The organism is Pseudomonas sp. 44 R 15 (assembly GCF_900004965.1).
GTDB classification, from domain to species: Bacteria; Pseudomonadota; Gammaproteobacteria; order Pseudomonadales; family Pseudomonadaceae; genus Aquipseudomonas; species Aquipseudomonas orientalis_A.
Map to the genome: position 1 here is coordinate 1 of NZ_CVTU01000111.1, position 16,829 is coordinate 16,829.

Annotated in this window: 17 protein-coding genes; 14 read left to right on the plus strand and 3 right to left on the minus strand. The window is 59.3% G+C overall.

Annotated features, from left to right (window positions below):
* Positions 1-365: 365 nt before the first annotated feature.
* Positions 366-1,169, minus strand: a complete 804-nt coding sequence (locus BFP93_RS21295) for a SirB1 family protein (protein WP_065894815.1) — start codon at positions 1,167-1,169, stop codon at positions 366-368.
* A 187-nt stretch (positions 1,170-1,356) separates the two neighbouring features.
* Between BFP93_RS21295 and BFP93_RS21300 the strand changes: the two genes are divergently transcribed.
* The 13 genes from BFP93_RS21300 to BFP93_RS21360 all read left to right on the plus strand — a co-directional run bounded on the left by BFP93_RS21300 (position 1,357) and on the right by BFP93_RS21360 (position 15,123).
* The gene (locus BFP93_RS21300; protein WP_065894816.1) at positions 1,357-2,388 is read left to right on the plus strand and encodes a Leu/Phe/Val dehydrogenase; all 1,032 of its coding nucleotides are present in this window, start codon (positions 1,357-1,359) and stop codon (positions 2,386-2,388) included.
* A gap of 466 nt (positions 2,389-2,854) precedes the next feature.
* Positions 2,855-3,766, plus strand: a complete 912-nt coding sequence (locus BFP93_RS21305; RefSeq protein WP_065894817.1) for a dihydrodipicolinate synthase family protein — start codon at positions 2,855-2,857, stop codon at positions 3,764-3,766.
* A 14-nt stretch (positions 3,767-3,780) separates the two neighbouring features.
* On the plus strand, positions 3,781-4,158 hold the full coding sequence (locus tag BFP93_RS21310) for an L-rhamnose mutarotase (protein ID WP_065894818.1): 378 nt from the start codon (positions 3,781-3,783) through the stop codon (positions 4,156-4,158).
* On the plus strand, positions 4,155-5,174 hold the full coding sequence (locus BFP93_RS21315) for a homocitrate synthase (protein ID WP_065894819.1): 1,020 nt from the start codon (positions 4,155-4,157) through the stop codon (positions 5,172-5,174). Before BFP93_RS21310 ends, BFP93_RS21315 begins: the two co-directional genes overlap by 4 nt.
* A 15-nt stretch (positions 5,175-5,189) precedes the next feature.
* The gene (locus BFP93_RS21320; protein ID WP_083203135.1) at positions 5,190-5,930 is read left to right on the plus strand and encodes an HAD family hydrolase; all 741 of its coding nucleotides are present in this window, start codon (positions 5,190-5,192) and stop codon (positions 5,928-5,930) included.
* A complete protein-coding gene (locus tag BFP93_RS21325) occupies positions 5,927-6,625 on the plus strand; it encodes an SDR family oxidoreductase (protein WP_065894821.1) in 699 nt (232 codons plus the stop codon). Before BFP93_RS21320 ends, BFP93_RS21325 begins: the two co-directional genes overlap by 4 nt.
* Positions 6,626-6,651: 26 nt before the next feature.
* On the plus strand, positions 6,652-7,377 hold the full coding sequence (locus BFP93_RS21330) for an SDR family oxidoreductase (RefSeq protein ID WP_065894822.1): 726 nt from the start codon (positions 6,652-6,654) through the stop codon (positions 7,375-7,377).
* Positions 7,374-8,387: a hypothetical protein gene (locus BFP93_RS21335; protein WP_065894823.1), complete on the plus strand. Its 1,014-nt coding sequence runs from the start codon at positions 7,374-7,376 to the stop codon at positions 8,385-8,387. The genes BFP93_RS21330 and BFP93_RS21335 overlap by 4 nt, the downstream gene beginning before the upstream one ends.
* A gap of 107 nt (positions 8,388-8,494) precedes the next feature.
* Positions 8,495-9,814: a lysine N(6)-hydroxylase/L-ornithine N(5)-oxygenase family protein gene (locus BFP93_RS21340; protein WP_065894824.1), complete on the plus strand. Its 1,320-nt coding sequence runs from the start codon at positions 8,495-8,497 to the stop codon at positions 9,812-9,814.
* The gene (locus BFP93_RS21345; protein WP_065894825.1) at positions 9,798-10,868 is read left to right on the plus strand and encodes an NAD(P)/FAD-dependent oxidoreductase; all 1,071 of its coding nucleotides are present in this window, start codon (positions 9,798-9,800) and stop codon (positions 10,866-10,868) included. Before BFP93_RS21340 ends, BFP93_RS21345 begins: the two co-directional genes overlap by 17 nt.
* 12 nt (positions 10,869-10,880) lie before the next feature.
* Positions 10,881-12,884: a class I tRNA ligase family protein gene (locus BFP93_RS21350; protein ID WP_240997023.1), complete on the plus strand. Its 2,004-nt coding sequence runs from the start codon at positions 10,881-10,883 to the stop codon at positions 12,882-12,884.
* On the plus strand, positions 12,885-13,730 hold the full coding sequence (locus tag BFP93_RS21355) for an ABC transporter substrate-binding protein (protein ID WP_065894826.1): 846 nt from the start codon (positions 12,885-12,887) through the stop codon (positions 13,728-13,730).
* Positions 13,720-15,123, plus strand: a complete 1,404-nt coding sequence (locus tag BFP93_RS21360; RefSeq protein WP_256095233.1) for a pyridoxal phosphate-dependent decarboxylase family protein — start codon at positions 13,720-13,722, stop codon at positions 15,121-15,123. Before BFP93_RS21355 ends, BFP93_RS21360 begins: the two co-directional genes overlap by 11 nt.
* A 17-nt stretch (positions 15,124-15,140) precedes the next feature.
* On the opposite strand, the gene BFP93_RS21365 is transcribed toward BFP93_RS21360, so the two are convergent.
* Positions 15,141-15,407, minus strand: a complete 267-nt coding sequence (locus BFP93_RS21365; protein WP_057724702.1) for a YebG family protein — start codon at positions 15,405-15,407, stop codon at positions 15,141-15,143.
* Positions 15,408-15,828: 421 nt separating this feature from the next.
* Here BFP93_RS21365 and BFP93_RS21370 point away from each other — a divergent pair, with 421 nt between their 5' ends.
* Entirely contained in the window at positions 15,829-16,317 is a 489-nt protein-coding gene (locus tag BFP93_RS21370) for a phosphate-starvation-inducible protein PsiE (protein WP_065885907.1), read from the plus strand.
* Here BFP93_RS21370 and BFP93_RS21375 read toward each other — a convergent pair.
* Positions 16,314-16,631, minus strand: coding sequence for a DUF3509 domain-containing protein (locus BFP93_RS21375; protein ID WP_065894828.1), 318 nt, complete (start codon positions 16,629-16,631; stop codon positions 16,314-16,316). The genes BFP93_RS21370 and BFP93_RS21375 overlap by 4 nt on opposite strands.
* Positions 16,632-16,829 lie beyond the last annotated feature (198 nt).

Sequence of the window (16,829 nt, forward strand, 5' to 3'; positions counted from 1 at the left end):
GGCTAACCCGGCGTCCTGCCGGGTTACCCACGGATTCAAGCCTGCGTTCGGCCAGCGTGGTTTAACGGGGCGCCTAAGATCAAGATCAAGAGCGGCTCGCTTCGCATCGTGGAGTGGTGGGGGGCAAGCTTTAATGCCAGTCAGTTAAGCGTACACCGCCCTCTGTAGGAGCGAGGGGGGCGCCTAGCTCTTGCTCGCGAAAAACTCACAGGCACCGCGTTCATCCAGAAAGCACGCGTTATCGTTGACGTTTTTCGCGAGCAAGCTCGCTCCTACAATCCCGGTGCAGCAGATTTTCTTTTTCTGTGGATTGCAGCGTTGTTGATTATCCAGGTGCGCTCGGCGGTGGCTTGCTTGAAGGCGTCTTAATGCACGATGGCATTGGGCGGCAGATGGCCGAGTCGCTCGGTCAGGCGCAGGCGCTGGATCGGGTCTTCGCTGAGCATCAACGCGTGTTCCAGGTCGAAGCGCTCGGCGCTCGGGCAGTCCAGGCGCTGATACAGGCTGGCGCGTGCCAGGTAATCGGCGGCGCTGGCGTTGCCCAGTTCCAGTACGCGCTCGGCATCCACCAGGGCGGCCAGCGGTTCGTCGTTGGCCAGGTAAAGTTGGCGCAGGTTACGTGACAGCCGCTGCAGGATCGAGCGGGGCTCGGCGGTGTGCAGGTGTTCGGCCTGCAGTTTGAGATTCGGGCCATATTGGCGATGCAGCATGTCGCGACAGTCATTGGGATACATGCGTCGGCCCCCGCAGGGGTCGAGCAGGTGATCGGCACCGGGCACCCGCAGCAGGAAGTGACCGGGGAAATTCACCCCGACCATGGGGATGTCCAGGCGCCGTGCCAGTTCCAGGGCGATCAGGCCCATGGCCAGGGGCTGCCCGCGCTTGCGCTGCAGCACCTTATCGAGCAAGGCGGCGGCGGGGCGCAACGGGGTGAAGTCATCCTGGGCAAACCCCAGGTCGTTCATGCGCCGCAGCAACGGTTGGCCCAGCTCATCGGCCGGCAGCACCGGCATGCCCAGGCTGACCTGCTGTTGCAACAGGCCCAGCTCCTGCAGGATCAGCAACGGCTGCACGGCGGCGTCGTGTTCGGCGGCAATCCACAGCGCAGCTTCGAACAGCGCAGGGGGTGAACGCTCCAGGCAGGCGAAAAAAGCTTGGCGGGGATTCATTGCATTCTCCGGCGGATGCTCTCGTTTTAGCCTTGCTGTGAATTTTCGTCCAGCATCTTGAGAAATATCCCACTCGCTTATGTCACAGAACACACGAATTAGGGCGGCTTATTCCAGTGCGATCCAGCACTTTTCCGGCGCGAGCCTATACTTGTGCCACTACCAGAAGTGATTCGGGAGCACGACGATGTTTGCGCTCATGCACAGCACCCGCCTGGAATCGCTGCACCTGAGCGTCGACCCGGTGACCGGGCTGAAGGCGATCATCGCCATCCACAACAGCCGCCTGGGCCCTGCCCTGGGCGGCTGCCGCTACCTGGCCTATCCCGACGATGAAACCGCCATGGCCGACGCCGCGCGTCTGGCCCAGGGCATGAGCTACAAAGCCGCCCTGGCCGGCCTGCCGGTGGGCGGCGGCGCGGCGGTCATCCTGCGCCCGGGCCATGTGGAAAGTCGTGCCGCGCTGTTTGAAGCCTTTGGCCGCTGTGTCGAGCAACTGGGCGGGCGCTACATTACCGCCATCGACAGCGGCACTTCGGTCGCCGACATGGATTGCATCGCCCAACACACCCGCTTCGTCACCAGCACCAGCGCCGCCGGCGACCCGGCCCCCCATGCGGCCATGGGGGTGTTTGCCGGCATTCGCACCACCGCCATGGCCCGCCTGGGCAGTGATAACCTCGAAGGCCTGCGCGTGGCGGTGCAGGGCCTGGGCAATGTCGGTTACGCCCTGGCCGAACAACTGCATGCGGCGGGCGCCGAACTGCTGGTCAGCGACATTGACCACGGCAAGGTGCAACTGGCCATGGAGCAACTGGGCGCCCACCCCATCGCCAACGACGCCTTGCTCAGCACCCCGTGCGACATCCTTGCCCCGTGCGGCCTGGGCGCGGTGCTCAATCGCCAGAGCGTCGGCCAACTGCGCTGCGCCGCCGTGGCCGGTTCTGCCAGCGCACAGCTGACCTACCTGGACATCGCCGATCAGTTGGAAGGCCGCGGCATCCTCTACGCGCCCGACTACGTGATCAATTCCGGCGGGCTGATCTACGTCGCACTCAAACACAGTGGCGCCGAGCTGCCGAGCATCACCGCGCACCTGTCCAACATCGGCAGGCGCCTCACTGAAATCTACGCCCATGCCCAGGCTGAAAAGCGCTCCCCCGCTCGAGTGGCTGACGAATTGGCCGAGCGCCTGCTGTATCCGCAGGCCAGGGATTAACCAGGCTCGCCTGCCTGAAATGATTTTTAGCGTTAGTTAAAACTCAACAATAAAAACATAAGAGGGAAGAAGTACGTACTTGTCTGTTTTATCGCGCTTGCATGAGTACAACTTTTGTTACATGTATGAAACAAACAGTAATGATAGTTTTGCAGCAGAAAAAATATTCTGTGCTTTGCGTAATTTGTAATAATTTGAAATATATACTGGTTGGACAATAAAGTCGCCCGCCATTAACTTCGCTGCGACTTCGAAATGACGGAAAGTCCTGTAAGAGATTTCTGAAAAATTTGTATGATCTCTGAAGCAAAAATTATTTGATCGAAGTGAAAATAGAACTGCCCATCCAAGTAATGCGGCAGCGGGTCTTGCGCTACTGGATAGTGTGAGCAAACGTTTTGGCCTGGTGGGACTCTTGACTGGCTTCTTGTTTGTTAACGTCGAACTTTGATAAGGAATATCAGATATGACGAACGCTTCAATTCATGGTGTCCTTCCGGTCGCCATCCTTCCGTACAACAGCGACCTTTCTCTGGATACTTCAGCCCTGCGGCTGCAGATCGAACACATTCTGCACACGGGGTGTGACGGTGTGGTCATCGGGCAAATCTCGGAAGTATCACGGTTGACCACTACCGAGCGTTTTCGCGTCGCTGAATTGATCGCCGAGCAAACGGGCGATAAAGGCCTGGCGATCATGAGCACGGGCGGCGAAAGCATCGCTCAGGCCATTGAGTATTCGCGGCAGGCCGAGCAGGCAGGTTGTGACGCATTGCTGGTGATGCACCCGTCGATGTGGGCACTTGACGATGAACAGATGTATGTCTACTTCGCCAATGTGATCGAGAGCGTCAGCGTTCCGGTGCTGGTGCACCACGCCAAATCCCTTGCAAAGCGTCCAATGTCGATTGATGTGCAGGCGCGTCTGCTCAAGACGTTCGGGGCGCAGAAAGTGCAGTTCAAACCGGAGTCGGCGCCTACCGCGCCCAAAGTATCGCTGTTGCGCGATGCCACCGGCGGCGAGGCCAGGATCTTCGAAGGCGATGGCGGCATGATGTTGGTCGATACCTATAAGCGTGGGTTGGCAGGCGTTATTCCGGCGACCGAAATCGCCGAAATTACCGTGGCCTTATGGCGCGCGCTGCAAACAGGCGATGAAAAACTCGCCAGGGCTATTGGTTATCCGTTGTCTTATTTAATGTGCCATATGATGGCGAGTATCGATTGTTACTTGCAGTTGTCAAAGCACTTGCTCAAGCGGCGTCGTTTAATGAGCAATACATTGATTCGCCCTCCGGTTGATTTTACCATGGACCCGGAAACACTTTGCGAAGTTGAAAAGGTGTATGACCAACTTCTTGAATTCGTGACCCAGTAATAAGGAAGTTACACATGAAGCGTTTTGGTTTTTCAATTGAGTTGACCAGTACCGAAGCAGTAACCCTGTATAAGACGTTACACCGCGACGTGCCGCAACAAATTGCCGGTGAGCACGGCGTGCTCAAGGAAATTGGCTTGCAGCGCATGTCAATTTATCTTTTGCCGCCCCGCACGCTGTTCATGCAGGTAGAGGCCAACGATGAGTTTGATCCGCTGCGTGACTTCAGCCGTGCCTTGTCTTTCCATCCGGCAGTGCAGGCGTGGGACGACCAGATGCATGGTGATAATCCGTTGCTCAAACGTATTGCCGGCAATCAGACAGAATTGAACTGGTGGCGCCTGGAGCAGGTGTACGACTGGAGCGTCGATGCGGCAGGTCAGCAAAAATGACCGATCGAAAACAGTCATTCGCGTTACTGGATTGCACCTTGCGCGATGGTGGGTTCCAGACCGATTGGCGGTTTTCCGATGCCATGGCTCGGCAGTACTTCGGTACTTGCCTGGCCACTGGCGTGGACATCGTCGAATTGGGTTACCTGAATCTCGATACGTTTTCGCAAAGCACTGATTACGGGTCTTATAAGGCATTGCCCGAGTCACTGACGGAGCAGCAGTGCCTGCTGATTGATCCGCATCAGATCAAAGTAGCCGTCATGATTGACGCGGGGCCAGCGCTGGAGCAATCCCCCCAGGCAATGGCCGACGTGATACTCGCCTCGGTTCGCCGCGCGCCATTTCGTATCGATATTCTGCGTATTGCGGCCAAGAGCAGCCAGTTCGATGCTTGCGTGAGATTGGCGCGGGCTTTGGAGGGCAATGAGCTGACAGTGATCCTCAACCTGATGCAGGTCGCCGAGCTATCGAGCGATCAACTGGCCGATAGGCTCAACGGCCTGGACCAGGAACCGATCGCTGCCCTGTATTTTGCCGACAGTTTTGGCCGCATGTTGCCGGAGCAGGTGCACCAGTTATTTCGCAACGCTGCCGAGCTGACAGACTTGCCGCTTGGCTTTCATGCGCATGACAACTACGGTCTGGCCGTCGCCAACACCCACGCTGCTATCCAGGCAGGGGCCCGGTATGTCGACGGTACCTTTGCCGGCATCGGCCGTGGCGCGGGTAATGCGGCGACAGAGAGCCTGGCGTTGCTCAAGCCTCAACAGCCGATGGCGCACTGCGAAGACTTTCTGGCCGAGCATATCGAACCTCTGCGGCAAGTAGCGAACTGGGGGTACTCGCCGACCTACCGTTGTCAGGCCAGGCATAACATCCACCCCACCTATGCACAGAGACTGTTCGAAGGTGCTCCGTTAAGCGGTGCGCAGCGCATCGACATCGTCGGCAGAATCGCCGGGCACGCCGGATCGCACAAGTTTGATGTGAACATTCTCAACCAGTACAGGTAAGTGCGGAGTACGCGTATGACCAGGGTCACGCTTGGCGATAGGTTAGTGGGTAAGCAGTTGGTATTTTTCGATTGCGACGGCGTGTTGCTCGACTCCAATGGCGTGAAGCTGGCGGCGGTCGATTACGCACTGGCGCATTACTCGCAGAAGCTGCGCGATCGTTGCAAGGAAAGTTTCAGACTTAACTTCGGACGACCCAGACTCTGGCATTTTGAGGTCTTCCAGCAACTGATTGCGCCCGTCGGCCCCGATGCCGAGCATTTCCTGGCGACGTGCATCTCACGTTATGAAGATTATCTGCGCACCCATTACAGCGCTGCACCCTTGGTGGCCGGGGCGCAGCAGTTGCTGGCGCAACTGGCAGAGGGCAACGTGGTATGTGCGGTGGTGAGCGGTGGCAAGGAAGAGGAAATTATCCAGGCGTTGAGGGTGAGCGGTATCGATCGCTACATGGTACGAGTGATCGGCTCACCCACCTCCAAGACTGCTGCGATTCGTGCTCTGCTCGATCAATATGGGTGTGATGCTTCGCAGGCGCTCTTTCTGGGGGATGCCATTGCCGATGCCGAGGCTGCGATTACCTGCAAGGTGCCGTTTATCTTTGTCAGCGGCCATGCACTGGTCGGGCGTTCAGCCTTGAGCGCCAACTGGCCCGCCGATTACCGGGCGGGAGAGGTACCTGATTTGCAACCGGATAATCCTGTTTCACAGTTCAGCGCACGCTGTTCGAGGGTCAAGGAGGACTTTTTACAATGAAAGCAAGAGCGCCACTCACCATTGCCATCACCGGAGTAAGCCGTGGCTTGGGCAAAGCCCTGGGCCATGCGCTGGCCGCACGCGGCCACCAGGTTCATGGCTGCCAGCTTGCAGTTGACGCGCCTGTCGGCGCGGTGCAAGGCAATCCTGCGCTGTACTGCGCCTCGGTCACCGAGTCTCAGGACATGCAGCAATTCGCAGAGGCCGTATTGCGCGACGGTCCGGTTGACATCGTGGTGTGCAACGCCGGGGTGATCAGCGAACGCAAGCCGGCGTGGGAGATTGACCTGCAGGACTGGGCGCGAGTGATGGAGGTGAACGTGCTGGGGGTCGTCAATACCCTGCATGCTTTTTTGCCATCGATGCTCGACCGTCGCCAGGGCCTGTTCATCGCGATCAGTTCCGGTTGGGGGCGCTCGGCTTCGTGGGGACTGGGGCCTTACTGTGCCAGCAAATTCGCCGTCGAGGGGCTGATTGGCTCGCTTAACGCTGACTTGCCGACGGAGGTGAATGCTGTCGCGCTTGATCCGGGCAACGGCGTGAACACCCAAATGCTCTCCATCTGCCTTCCGGACGAGCATCACCAGTACATCGCTGCCGATATCTGGGCCGAACACGCCGCCGACTACATCGTTGATCATCTCTATCAGGAGAAGGTCTCGGGTAGCCAGACGGTTCCCCATCCGGGCTTATAACGAACCTTGCGACAGGAACGCATACCATGCTGAAAAATAAACGTGTTGTCGTCACCGGTGGTGGTCGTGATTTCGGCCAGGCGGTGTCGGTGTGGCTGGCCCGGGAAGGGGCTCATGTCGACTTGTGCGCGCGCCAGATGTCCAGTGCGCAGGCCACGTGTGAGCTTATTCGAGCCGAAGGGGGATCTGCGCGTGCCTACGCGTGCGACATCGCCGACCCTGCATCGGTGCGCGCCTTCGCTGCGCAAATCCTGCAGGATGAGCGGGCGGTGGACGTTCTGGTGCTGAGCGCGGCGCAGTGGCTTGAGGGGCTATTGGGAGAAGACGACAGTGACGACGACATCGCCGGCACCATCAACTCCGGTCTGACAGGCTCGATCACCCTGACCCGTGCACTGTTGCCCGGGCTGCGTCGCTCGGCGGCGGCCGACATTATGGCGATGGTCTCGGTGTGCGGCGTGCCGCAGTTTACCGACTCTATCGCCCATCCAGCCTTTTTCGCCGCCAAACACGGTATGAGTGGCTTTTGCCAGAACATGGCTCATCACCTGGCCAAGGAGCACATTCGGGTCACCGGTTTTTACCCGCCCGATTTTGAAGTGACCGGCCTGGATGAGGCGGTTGATCCTGCCAGCCCATTGCTCAACGGTCGTTCCATCTGGGAGACCATGCGCTTCGTGCTGACGCAACCGCGCAACTGCCACATCGATGCGGTGCACTTCCGGGGCCCGACTCGCGAGACGCTGCAATGATGAACAACACCACTGCACGGTGCCGGGCACCGGTCAGTTATCGGCTCTCCAGCGATGACCTGGAGCTGCGTCAGGTCATGCCGCTGAACATCGCCGATGGGTTTTTCACCGCAGGCTGCGATCCGGCAGTGTTCTTTGACAAGTGCGCGCAACACCAGGCGGTTCGCAGGCTCGCCCCTGACTTGGCGTTTGACGGTCGGCAAGTGGCATCGTTGGACCGGTTGCCGCCTGATGATGGTCGTGCGTGGGTAGTGCGCCCGGCGTTGTCGCCGAGTTCGCGCGGTTCAGCCGTGCTGCTGGGGGGGCAGTGGGCCACTGCGTCCCAGGTCGCCGCCTTGCTGGATGATGCACCGGGGCCGTTTCAGATCCATGTCCATGAACCGGGTTATCCCGTGTTCATCAATGGGGTACTCGACGCGGGTGAGTTCCACGTCACTGACGCCTGGCGCTGTCATACCCTGGATCTGGAAGGGCGCAGGCTCCTCACTGCCGTCAACAGCCTGCCTTCCGCCGTGCTGCCGGCACGGCTGGTGCCGCAGCTTGCCGCGCTGGCTAACGGGCTCGGCATGCTGCACGGCCCGTTGCACGCTGAGGTGGTGATCACGTCAACCGGCGCGCGGCTGGTGAAGCTGTCGCCGCGACTGGCCAGCACGCCGTTGCCGCAGCTTTGCCGGTTGGGCGGTTGGCCAGCCCAGGAGGATTGCTGGAAACAGTGGCCGCAGGCACTCGGGCAAGGCCCGACGCAAGGTGCAGCGGTGGCGGATTACTCTTTTGTGATTACGCGGGCCGGGCGGGTCAAGGCCTTTCTCTTTGACCGTGAAGTGCGCAGCCTGGAGAGCTTCAGCCACTATTTCGTTGCGCCGCCGGTTGGCAAGGCGGTAGCAATGACCACTGACGGCACCACCTACGGATGTACGGTTTTCTTACGCAATCATTGCCTTGAAAAGTTGACCGAGGAGATCGCCATGCTCCAGTCGCTCAACCTTACCGACGCCTTCGAGATCGATTAACCCGTCGCCGCTGCGCAGCACCCCAATAGAAATGCCCAGGGAGGTCATCACACGATCAACCTCCTGCGGCTGCGCTCAGCCTGAAATTCTGTAGACAGGGAGTTCACATGAGTTTTGCAACAGATTTGGTCATCAGCCCTTGCGAGCAAAAAATCCACGATGTGGTGGGTATCGGCTTTGGCCCTTCGAACATTTCGCTCGCCATCGCCCTTCAGGAGATGGCCCCCGAGCTGGATGTTGCTTTTTTTGACAGCGCACCTGGTTTCGGTTGGCACAAGGGCATGCTGTTCAAGAATGCAACCATGCAGGTGACGTTTCTCAAAGACCTGGTCAGCTTTCGCAACCCGCGCAGCTACTTTACGTTCGTCAATTACTTGCACAGCAAAGGCCGGATCGCCGCCTTCTGCAACAAGAAGGACTTCTTCCCCGGCCGCCTGGAGTTTCACGATTACCTGAGTTGGTGCGCGGCGGAGTTCAGCGACCAGGTGTTCTACGGTCATCAGGTGCTGAGCATCAACGAGGGCGGCGTGGACGATGACGGTTCACCTCTGTTCAGAGTCCAGATGCAGGTGGGTGATATGACGACGGCTGTGCTTGCCCGTTCGGTGGTTCATTCATTGGGCCTTGAGCCTCAATTGCCATTGGGGGTGGAGCCCGGCGAGCGGGTAACGCACGTTCATCACTTGCTGGCCCATCTTGAAAAGACTGCGTTGAATGCCGACGGCCACTGCGTCGTGGTGGGCGGTGGGCAGAGTGCCGCCGAGGCCGTTGAGTACCTGCTCGAGACGTATCCGGCCATGAACGTGACAGCCATCATGGCGCGCTATGGCTACACGCCAGCCGACGACAGCCCATTCGTGAACGAAATATTCAACGCCGACGCGGTCGACGATTTCCACGCGTCGCCCGCCCATGTACGGCAACACATACTGCGCACACATGCCTCCACCAATTACTCCGCAGTGGACATGGCCCTGATCGAAAAACTCTACCGCAACTGGTACGACGACGAAGTCAGTGGGCAGCAGCGTCTCAAGCTGGAACGCATGAGTCGTTTCCAATCGGTCCTTGTTCAGGATGCCGGTCTACAGGTGGCGTTCAACCGCCAAATGAGCAGCGATGTACAAAAGCTGCGCTGCGACTATCTGGTCTGCGCGACCGGCTTCCGTCCCCGCCGCATCGCCGACCTGTTGTGCGCATCCCTGGCTGTCCGACTGGTCCACGACGAGGGCTCGGCGCGTATTTTGCGTAACTACCGCCTGACCTTTCAGGGGGACTCGGCGCCACTGCTGTATTCCACGGGTGTTGCCGAAGACACTCATGGATTGAGCGCCACGCTCATTTCCAATATGGCCATTCGCGCCGGTGAAATCGTTGACGATCTGCGCACCACCCTGAAACGGAGGCACTATGAGCAAGCCGTTTGACGTCATCATCATTGGGGCCGGCATCATCGGCGCGACGTGCTTTTATGTAATGACCCTGGCGGGCAAACGCTGCCTGCTGCTGGATGACAAGCAGCTCAGCTGCGGTGTGACAGGTGCTTCCGGCTGCATCGTGCGGGTCACTCATGCGTCCTGGGAGGCGACCCGCGCTGCGGCGCAGGGCTATCACTTCTACCGGCAGTTGGCGCAGGACTCCGGGGGGCAAGTGCCCTTTACCGAGACGGGCTATCTGCATTTCGCCGAGCCACACGCATTGGCCGACATGCAGGGCTGGCTGGAGCGCGAAGGGGTACCGGCTCAATTGCTCGACTCCCGGGCCTTGGCTGCCCGCTACCCCGCGTTGCCGATCACCGCGCAAATGGCGCTGCACGAACCGGGCTCAGGCTACATGGAGGCCAGACCGACGTTGCAGTACCTGGTGCAATCGGCCATCGCCCAGGGGGGGGTCTACCATGACGCGGTAAAGGTTCACGCGGTACGTGTCGATGTTGCAAGCCGGCAGGCCGTTGGCGTGCTGAGCTCCAACGGCGATTACGACGGTGCGCAGGTGATTGTCGCGATGGGCAATGGTACCAGCGAGTTCCTGATTCGCCAGTTCGGTGATGCCTTTGGCCTGTGGAGTCAGCATATTCAGGTCACACGGTTCAAGGGCGCGACACCGTTACCTGAGGCGCCGTGTTTTATTGACGACATCAATCAGCTTAACGGACGACCGTGCCCCCTGACCGGCGGGCTCTACGTCGGCTACCCGACGGGTATGCGAGTGCCGGCCAGCCACAGTTACATGCCTGCTCAACTGTCCCACGCACAACTGACCCGAGAGCAGGGTCAACGGCGTTTCCCCTGGCTGCAAGACGCATCGGTGGAGGGTGCGCTGTGCCATAGCGACTGCTACAGCGAGCAACCCATCGGGTTGATTGGCAAGCAACCGGGGTTGCCGGGCGGCGTGCTGGTTGCCTCTGGTTTCAGTGGTGGCGGATTCAAAATGGCGCCCCATGTTGCCATGCAGCTCGCCCGCGTAATTTCTCAAGGATAGAGAGCAACGACCATGAAAAAGATCAATATGTTTTCCCCGGCCAAACGCTTCTACAACGTCGACTCGCGCACCGTTGACCTGCCTGGCACTGACCTTAACCTGATGGGCTGCACCCTGGGGCCTGGCGAGGAAAGCCAGCCGCACAATCACTTTGAGGATGAGTTGTTTATTTTCACCGCTGGGCATGGCGTGGTTAAAACCGTGCAGGAGACGCTTGAAGTGCGTGCGGGAGACGCCGTGCACTGCCAGCGCTTCGAACCTCATACCCTGCGTAATCTGAGCGATCAACACCCCTTGACCTTCCATTCATTGTATTGGGATGCGGGGCGCTCTAACGCGCCCGCAGCAGCGCCAGTTGTGGACACCCTGATCTACGCTACCCCGCCGACGCCGAACGGTGATTTGCACCTGGGACATCTCTCGGGGCCCTATATCGCAGGTGATGTGCTCAAGCGCGTGCTGGGCAACACCGGTGCCAGGGTTTTCTACGGCAGCGGGCGTGACGATAACCAGACGTACGTCGTAACGTGCGCAACCAAGGAAGGCATCGGTCCGGGCGCATGCGCCGACCACTACGCCCAGGCCATCCGCGAAACGTGGCAAGGTTATGGCATCGATATGGACGTGTTCATCACACCGGATACCCAAGGTGAGTACGCGGACTTCGTTCATCACTACCTGCAACGACTGCATGAGCAGGATGTTATCTATGCCAAGGACACGCCAGTGTTCGTGGATGATGCGGGAAACGCGCTGCATGAGGCGTTCATTCACGGGGGCTGCCCGCATTGTGGCGAAAGCAGTGACGGCAATGCCTGTGAGGCCTGTGGCCAGCCCAACCAGTGCACCGACCTGACCCAACCGCGCGTCAAGCGCGATGGGCATCAACCCCGATTAAAAATCGAAACACGCTTGTTCTTCCGTTTGAGTGCATTTGCCGACGAACTGCTCAAGTACATCCAGACGGCCAACATGCCTGCCCATGTCTATCAGCTTTGCCACACCATGCTGCGCCAGGGGCTGCCGGATATCTGCATCAGCCATCGCAGCGACTGGGGTATTCGCCACCGCCTGCCATCCGTACAGGATCAGGTCATCTACGTCTGGTTCGAAATGGCCTTCGGTTATCTGTGGGGCGCCAGCGACCTGCCGGTTGACGGCAGCGATCGCTTCGCACGTGCCGAGCAGTGCTATTCGGGCGCAATGGATGTAGTTCATTGTTACGGCTTCGACAATGCCTATTATCACACCTTGTTATTCCCGGCGATTTACCTGGCATTGGGCTTGACCCCCCCGCGACACCACATTGTCAACGAACTGCTTGATCTTGATGGCAGTAAGTTCTCCACCAGTCGCCGCCACTTGATCTGGGGCCGTGAGTTTTTGGCCGAAGCCGGCAGCGATTATGCGCGCATGGCGCTCATGCTCACGCGCCCTGAGGGGGTGAGAACCAATTTCACCGTCGATGAGATCAGCGAGCAGCTCAATGACCTGTTTGCGCAGAAACTGAATGGGTTGATCCAGCGCCTGGATCAGTGCATCGCCAGGCATGGCGGCAGCGTGCCTGAGCCTGGCGCCTGGCTGAGCGACCAGAAAACCTATCATGAAGAACTGTGCCAATGGATGGACGGGTATCGGCAGGCTGCCTCGATCCAGAGCTTCTCGCCCAGACGCATGGCCGAGCAGGTCGCTCATGTGATTCATCGCGCGTCGCGTTTCAGTGCCGCACAAGAGCATTTATTGAAGTCTTCGGCGCAACCGTTATCCAACCACGCGCGCACTGCACTGGCGCTGCAGGCTATGACCCTGCGCTGGCTTGCTTATGCCACTTACCCGTTGATGCCGGGTATCAGCCAGCAACTGAGCGAATGGCTCAATCTGCCTGGGCTCGAACGTGACGATGTACTGGCCGGCTCGTTCTTTGCCGGCGGTCATACCCTGGCCAGCCGGCCACCTGTGAAACTGCACAGCGTGTCGGCTCAGGCACTGGCGCGGCTTATGCCGGGGCACGTTTAGATGAGCGCAGTCATGCGCGGACAACGGGTGGGTATCGTCGGGCCTCTGACGGGCCCTCGGGCGGCGTATGGGGAGTGGCTTCGCAAGGCCGTGCAGGGTTCCTCGCTACCCCTGATATGGGCGGATGACGCGGCCGACCCCGTCGTCGCGGTAGCTGCGGCGCGCCGACTGTTGGCCGGCGGGGCAGGGGTGGTCATTGGTCATTTCAACAGTGAATGCGCCCGGTCGGCCGGGGCACTCTACCAGGCAGCCGGTGTTCCCTTGCTATTGCCCGCCGCAACGGCACCAGACCTTTGCCGTACGGTCGGTGCCTTTCGCTTGTGCGCCAGTGAATTGCAGCAAGTGACGACCATTGTCGACTACCTGGCTCAGGTTTATACGCAGGTTGAAGAAATCTGGTCGGATGGTTCGCCGTACGGCGAACGATTGGCCTTGGCCTTGCAACAGCGTCTGCTGCCGATGACGCGGCAAGGGGCAAGCCAGTCGGTATGCGCGTTGATGGGCTCGCACGTCGCGGTGGCTGCGGAAATTCGTAGAAGAGCGCGTCCGGGGACGGTTTATCTGGTGCCGGATGATTGTGTGGTCGAAGAGTTTGGCGAGCTGCTGGCGGGGACCGGCGTAATCACCCTGTGCCCCCATGCCGCGCCGGATTTTGGCGACTGCGCGCGCATGGCGCTGAGGTTTGTGGCCGCTGCCTTTGAGGAGGGCTGCGCCGTACGCGAGTACCTCGATGCACATGCGGATTTCGACCAGGGTCAGTACCGACATGCCGACTACATCATGAAGTGGCACGAATATTCCACTTTTCCTGGCCATGACAAAGGACGTCATCATCATGCAACTTGAACATTCTGGAACCTTGCGCGAGTTACCCGGCATAGGCCATGACGACATCGCACCCGGCGACATTGAGATTATGCTGTCCGCGTTCCGCCAGGCCCTGACCCAGCCCCGCGCCAAGCTGTCGGCGCCGTGTGATGCCGAGCACATTACGCAGGCGGCAGAAGAGGCGGTCGGCACCACGATTTGTGAATCAGGTATAGGCCTGGAGCCCGCGTTGGAACTCTACACCAGCTTGCTTGGCCGGCAGGGCGTGCCGACCGACCACCCGGGTTATCTGGCCTACATCGGTGCCCGTGCTACCCCCGCAGCCGCGTTGATGGACGGCTTGCTGTCCGCCAGTGGCATGATCGGCTCGGGATGGCTGGGCGGGGCGGGCTTGATCTGGGCGGAGAATCAGGCATTGCGCTGGTTGTGTCAGCTGGCCGGTTTGCCGGACGGCGCCGGAGGGTGTTTCGTCGGTGGCGGCACCGCGGGTAATTTCTCTGCGCTGGTGGCCGCCCGACATCGCTACAGAGAACGCGCGGGGCGGCATCAGGGGCTTTTAGTGGTGGGAGAGGGAGCCCATTCTTCAATTATCGTCAGCGCCCGGTTGCTCGACCTGGACGTGGTGACGGTGGCTTCGGATGAGCTGGGCCGTTTAACGGCTTTCGAACTGGCGAAGACCTTGGAACAACTGGCCGTGGAGGGGCGGCGCGACCACGTGGTCGCCGTGGTAGCAGTCGCGGGTGCGACCAATTCGGGACAGATCGATGATCTTTCCGGTATAGGGGGAATCGCCCGTCAGCATGCTATCTGGTTGCATGTGGATGCGGCCTACGGCGGTGCGTTCCTGTGTGTCCCGAGTGTGAGGGCTCAACTGGAAGGTATTGAGCAGGCCGACTCACTGATCATCGACCCACACAAGGGCCTGTTCGTACCCTACGACTGTTGTGCGCTGCTCTACGCCAAACCCGATGAGGTTACCGCAGCTTTTACTCAGGATGCTTCCTATCTGGAGCAGATCAATGAGTCCGAGCAATGCAACCCCATGCACTATGCCTTCCATCTGTCGCGTCGGGCCCGAGGCATGCCGCTGTGGTTCTCACTGGCGGTGCATGGCATCGCGGCTTACCGGCATACTCTGGAGCGCATCCTTGTGCTCAGCGCCTACCTGCGCACGCGCATCGCCAGCCATCCGAGGCTGGAGCTGATCAAGGCGTCCGGCTTGAGCGTTATCCTGTTCAAGCGCCACGGCTGGCAAGCCGACGATTATGATCGCTGGGCGCAGCGTTGCCTGCGTGACAGTGTTGCCCTGGTGGTCCCTTCTCGCTGGCAGGGGAAGACCGTGATGCGGGTATGCATCATGAACACAAGGCTGGATGAGCAGCGATGTGATGACCTACTGGCTGACCTCTGAAGAATGCGTGCTGATTTCTATCCTTCAGCATCGGCTGGAGCATTCAGCTCATTGAGCGCCATTGCGTTATTTTTGAAGGCGGCTGCGAAGATTGCGCGATTTTTTGCCATGTAGATACTTGCATCTTCCGCGTGTTTTTCGGAGAGGCCGGCGACGTTTTTCATCAATACGTCCGTCAGGGCCTCTGCCAGTTCAAGCATCTGATCGTGAGCGTCGGCAAGTTTTCGGTCCACGAACGTAGTCTCCAAATCCCGGGTACTGCGGTAAAGGGTCTCAACAGCCATTTTGGCCTCGTCGTAATATCAAGTGTTGAATGGGGTCGCCCCGGCGCTGCGGGCTTTGTGCTGTGTCCGACAAGCTACGCAATCATCGAGTCTGCGGTTCGAGCGTCCTGACCAGATAGGGCGCATCTGACATATCCAGGCATTCACGACCCTTACCTCTGGTGCATACTGTGTTTATATACAGTTAAAAGCAAGCGAAACATTTGGCGTTGGCGAGCTGATTTTCAATGTAGTCGGAAAATTGCGAGTTGCTACGCCGCAAACGCGCATTGTGGCTGAATGCCATGATCTGAGTGAATAAAGTGCCTCGTGTCACTCGGCCACCCTCTCACCTGCGGCCTCTGGCTTTTTTCCTGCATGCAGAACAACCGTCACCTCCACCCCGTATTATCCGGTCGCACCGACCTAAGGAAGCAACATCGTGAAAATCAACTGGGCCGAAAAGCTGCGCCGGCAAGTCCATGGGCTGGCCGAGTCGCTGGGCAATCTGTTTGTGGAGTCGTTCCATTACCTGGCGCTGTTCGCCATTGGTGCAGTGACCGCCTGGGCGGCGGTGATGGAATTTCTGGGGATGCTGGAGAACGGGCACATCAAGATCGATGACATCTTGCTGCTGTTCATCTATCTGGAACTGGGCGCGATGGTGGGGATTTACTTCAAAACCAACCACATGCCCGTGCGCTTCCTGATCTACGTGGCCATCACCGCGCTGACGCGGCTGCTGATCTCCAACGTGTCCCATCACAACCCGCCGGACGTGGGCATTATCTACTTGTGCGGTGGGATTCTGCTGTTGGCCTTCGCGATTCTGGTAGTGCGCTACGCGTCGTCGGCGTTTCCTTCGGTGAAAGTCGAAGGCCCGCGTCGCAAGGGCGAGGCGAGCCTGGAGACCGAGAAGGGCGAGCTTTAGAGCCCGACGCTGAAAGGCAGGTGACGGGTGGGCGGTCGCTGCAACAGCTTGTGATTGTCCCCATCCGTCATCACCGCCAGGATTTCCATGGCGCTGTGACCCTGCTCGATGGCAATACCGAACTGGATGCTTTGCACCAGGCGCTTGAGCCGTTGCGGGTCGTTGCGTTGTTCGGCGCTGATCATGCGCTTGGCCACTACGCCGGTGTCATCGGAGAGGGTGAGCATGATGCTGCCGTCCAGCCGCTGGATGCTCAGGTTGACGCGGTATTGTGGGCTGAAGGTGTCGGTGATGATCTGAAAAGGGTTGTCCATGGTGCGTTACCGCCTGATAAGAACATGCAGTCATTGACGACCGGTGTCGGGAATAGTTCGCGTTGCCTGACCACCGGCCAAAGTCCGTTTTCCTCAAAAGCTCTACAGCAAGGGGCGTGCCGTACAGGTGCGGGGAAGGCATTTTGTAGGAGCGAGCTTGCTCGCGAAAAACTCACAGGCGCCGCGTTCATTCAGAAA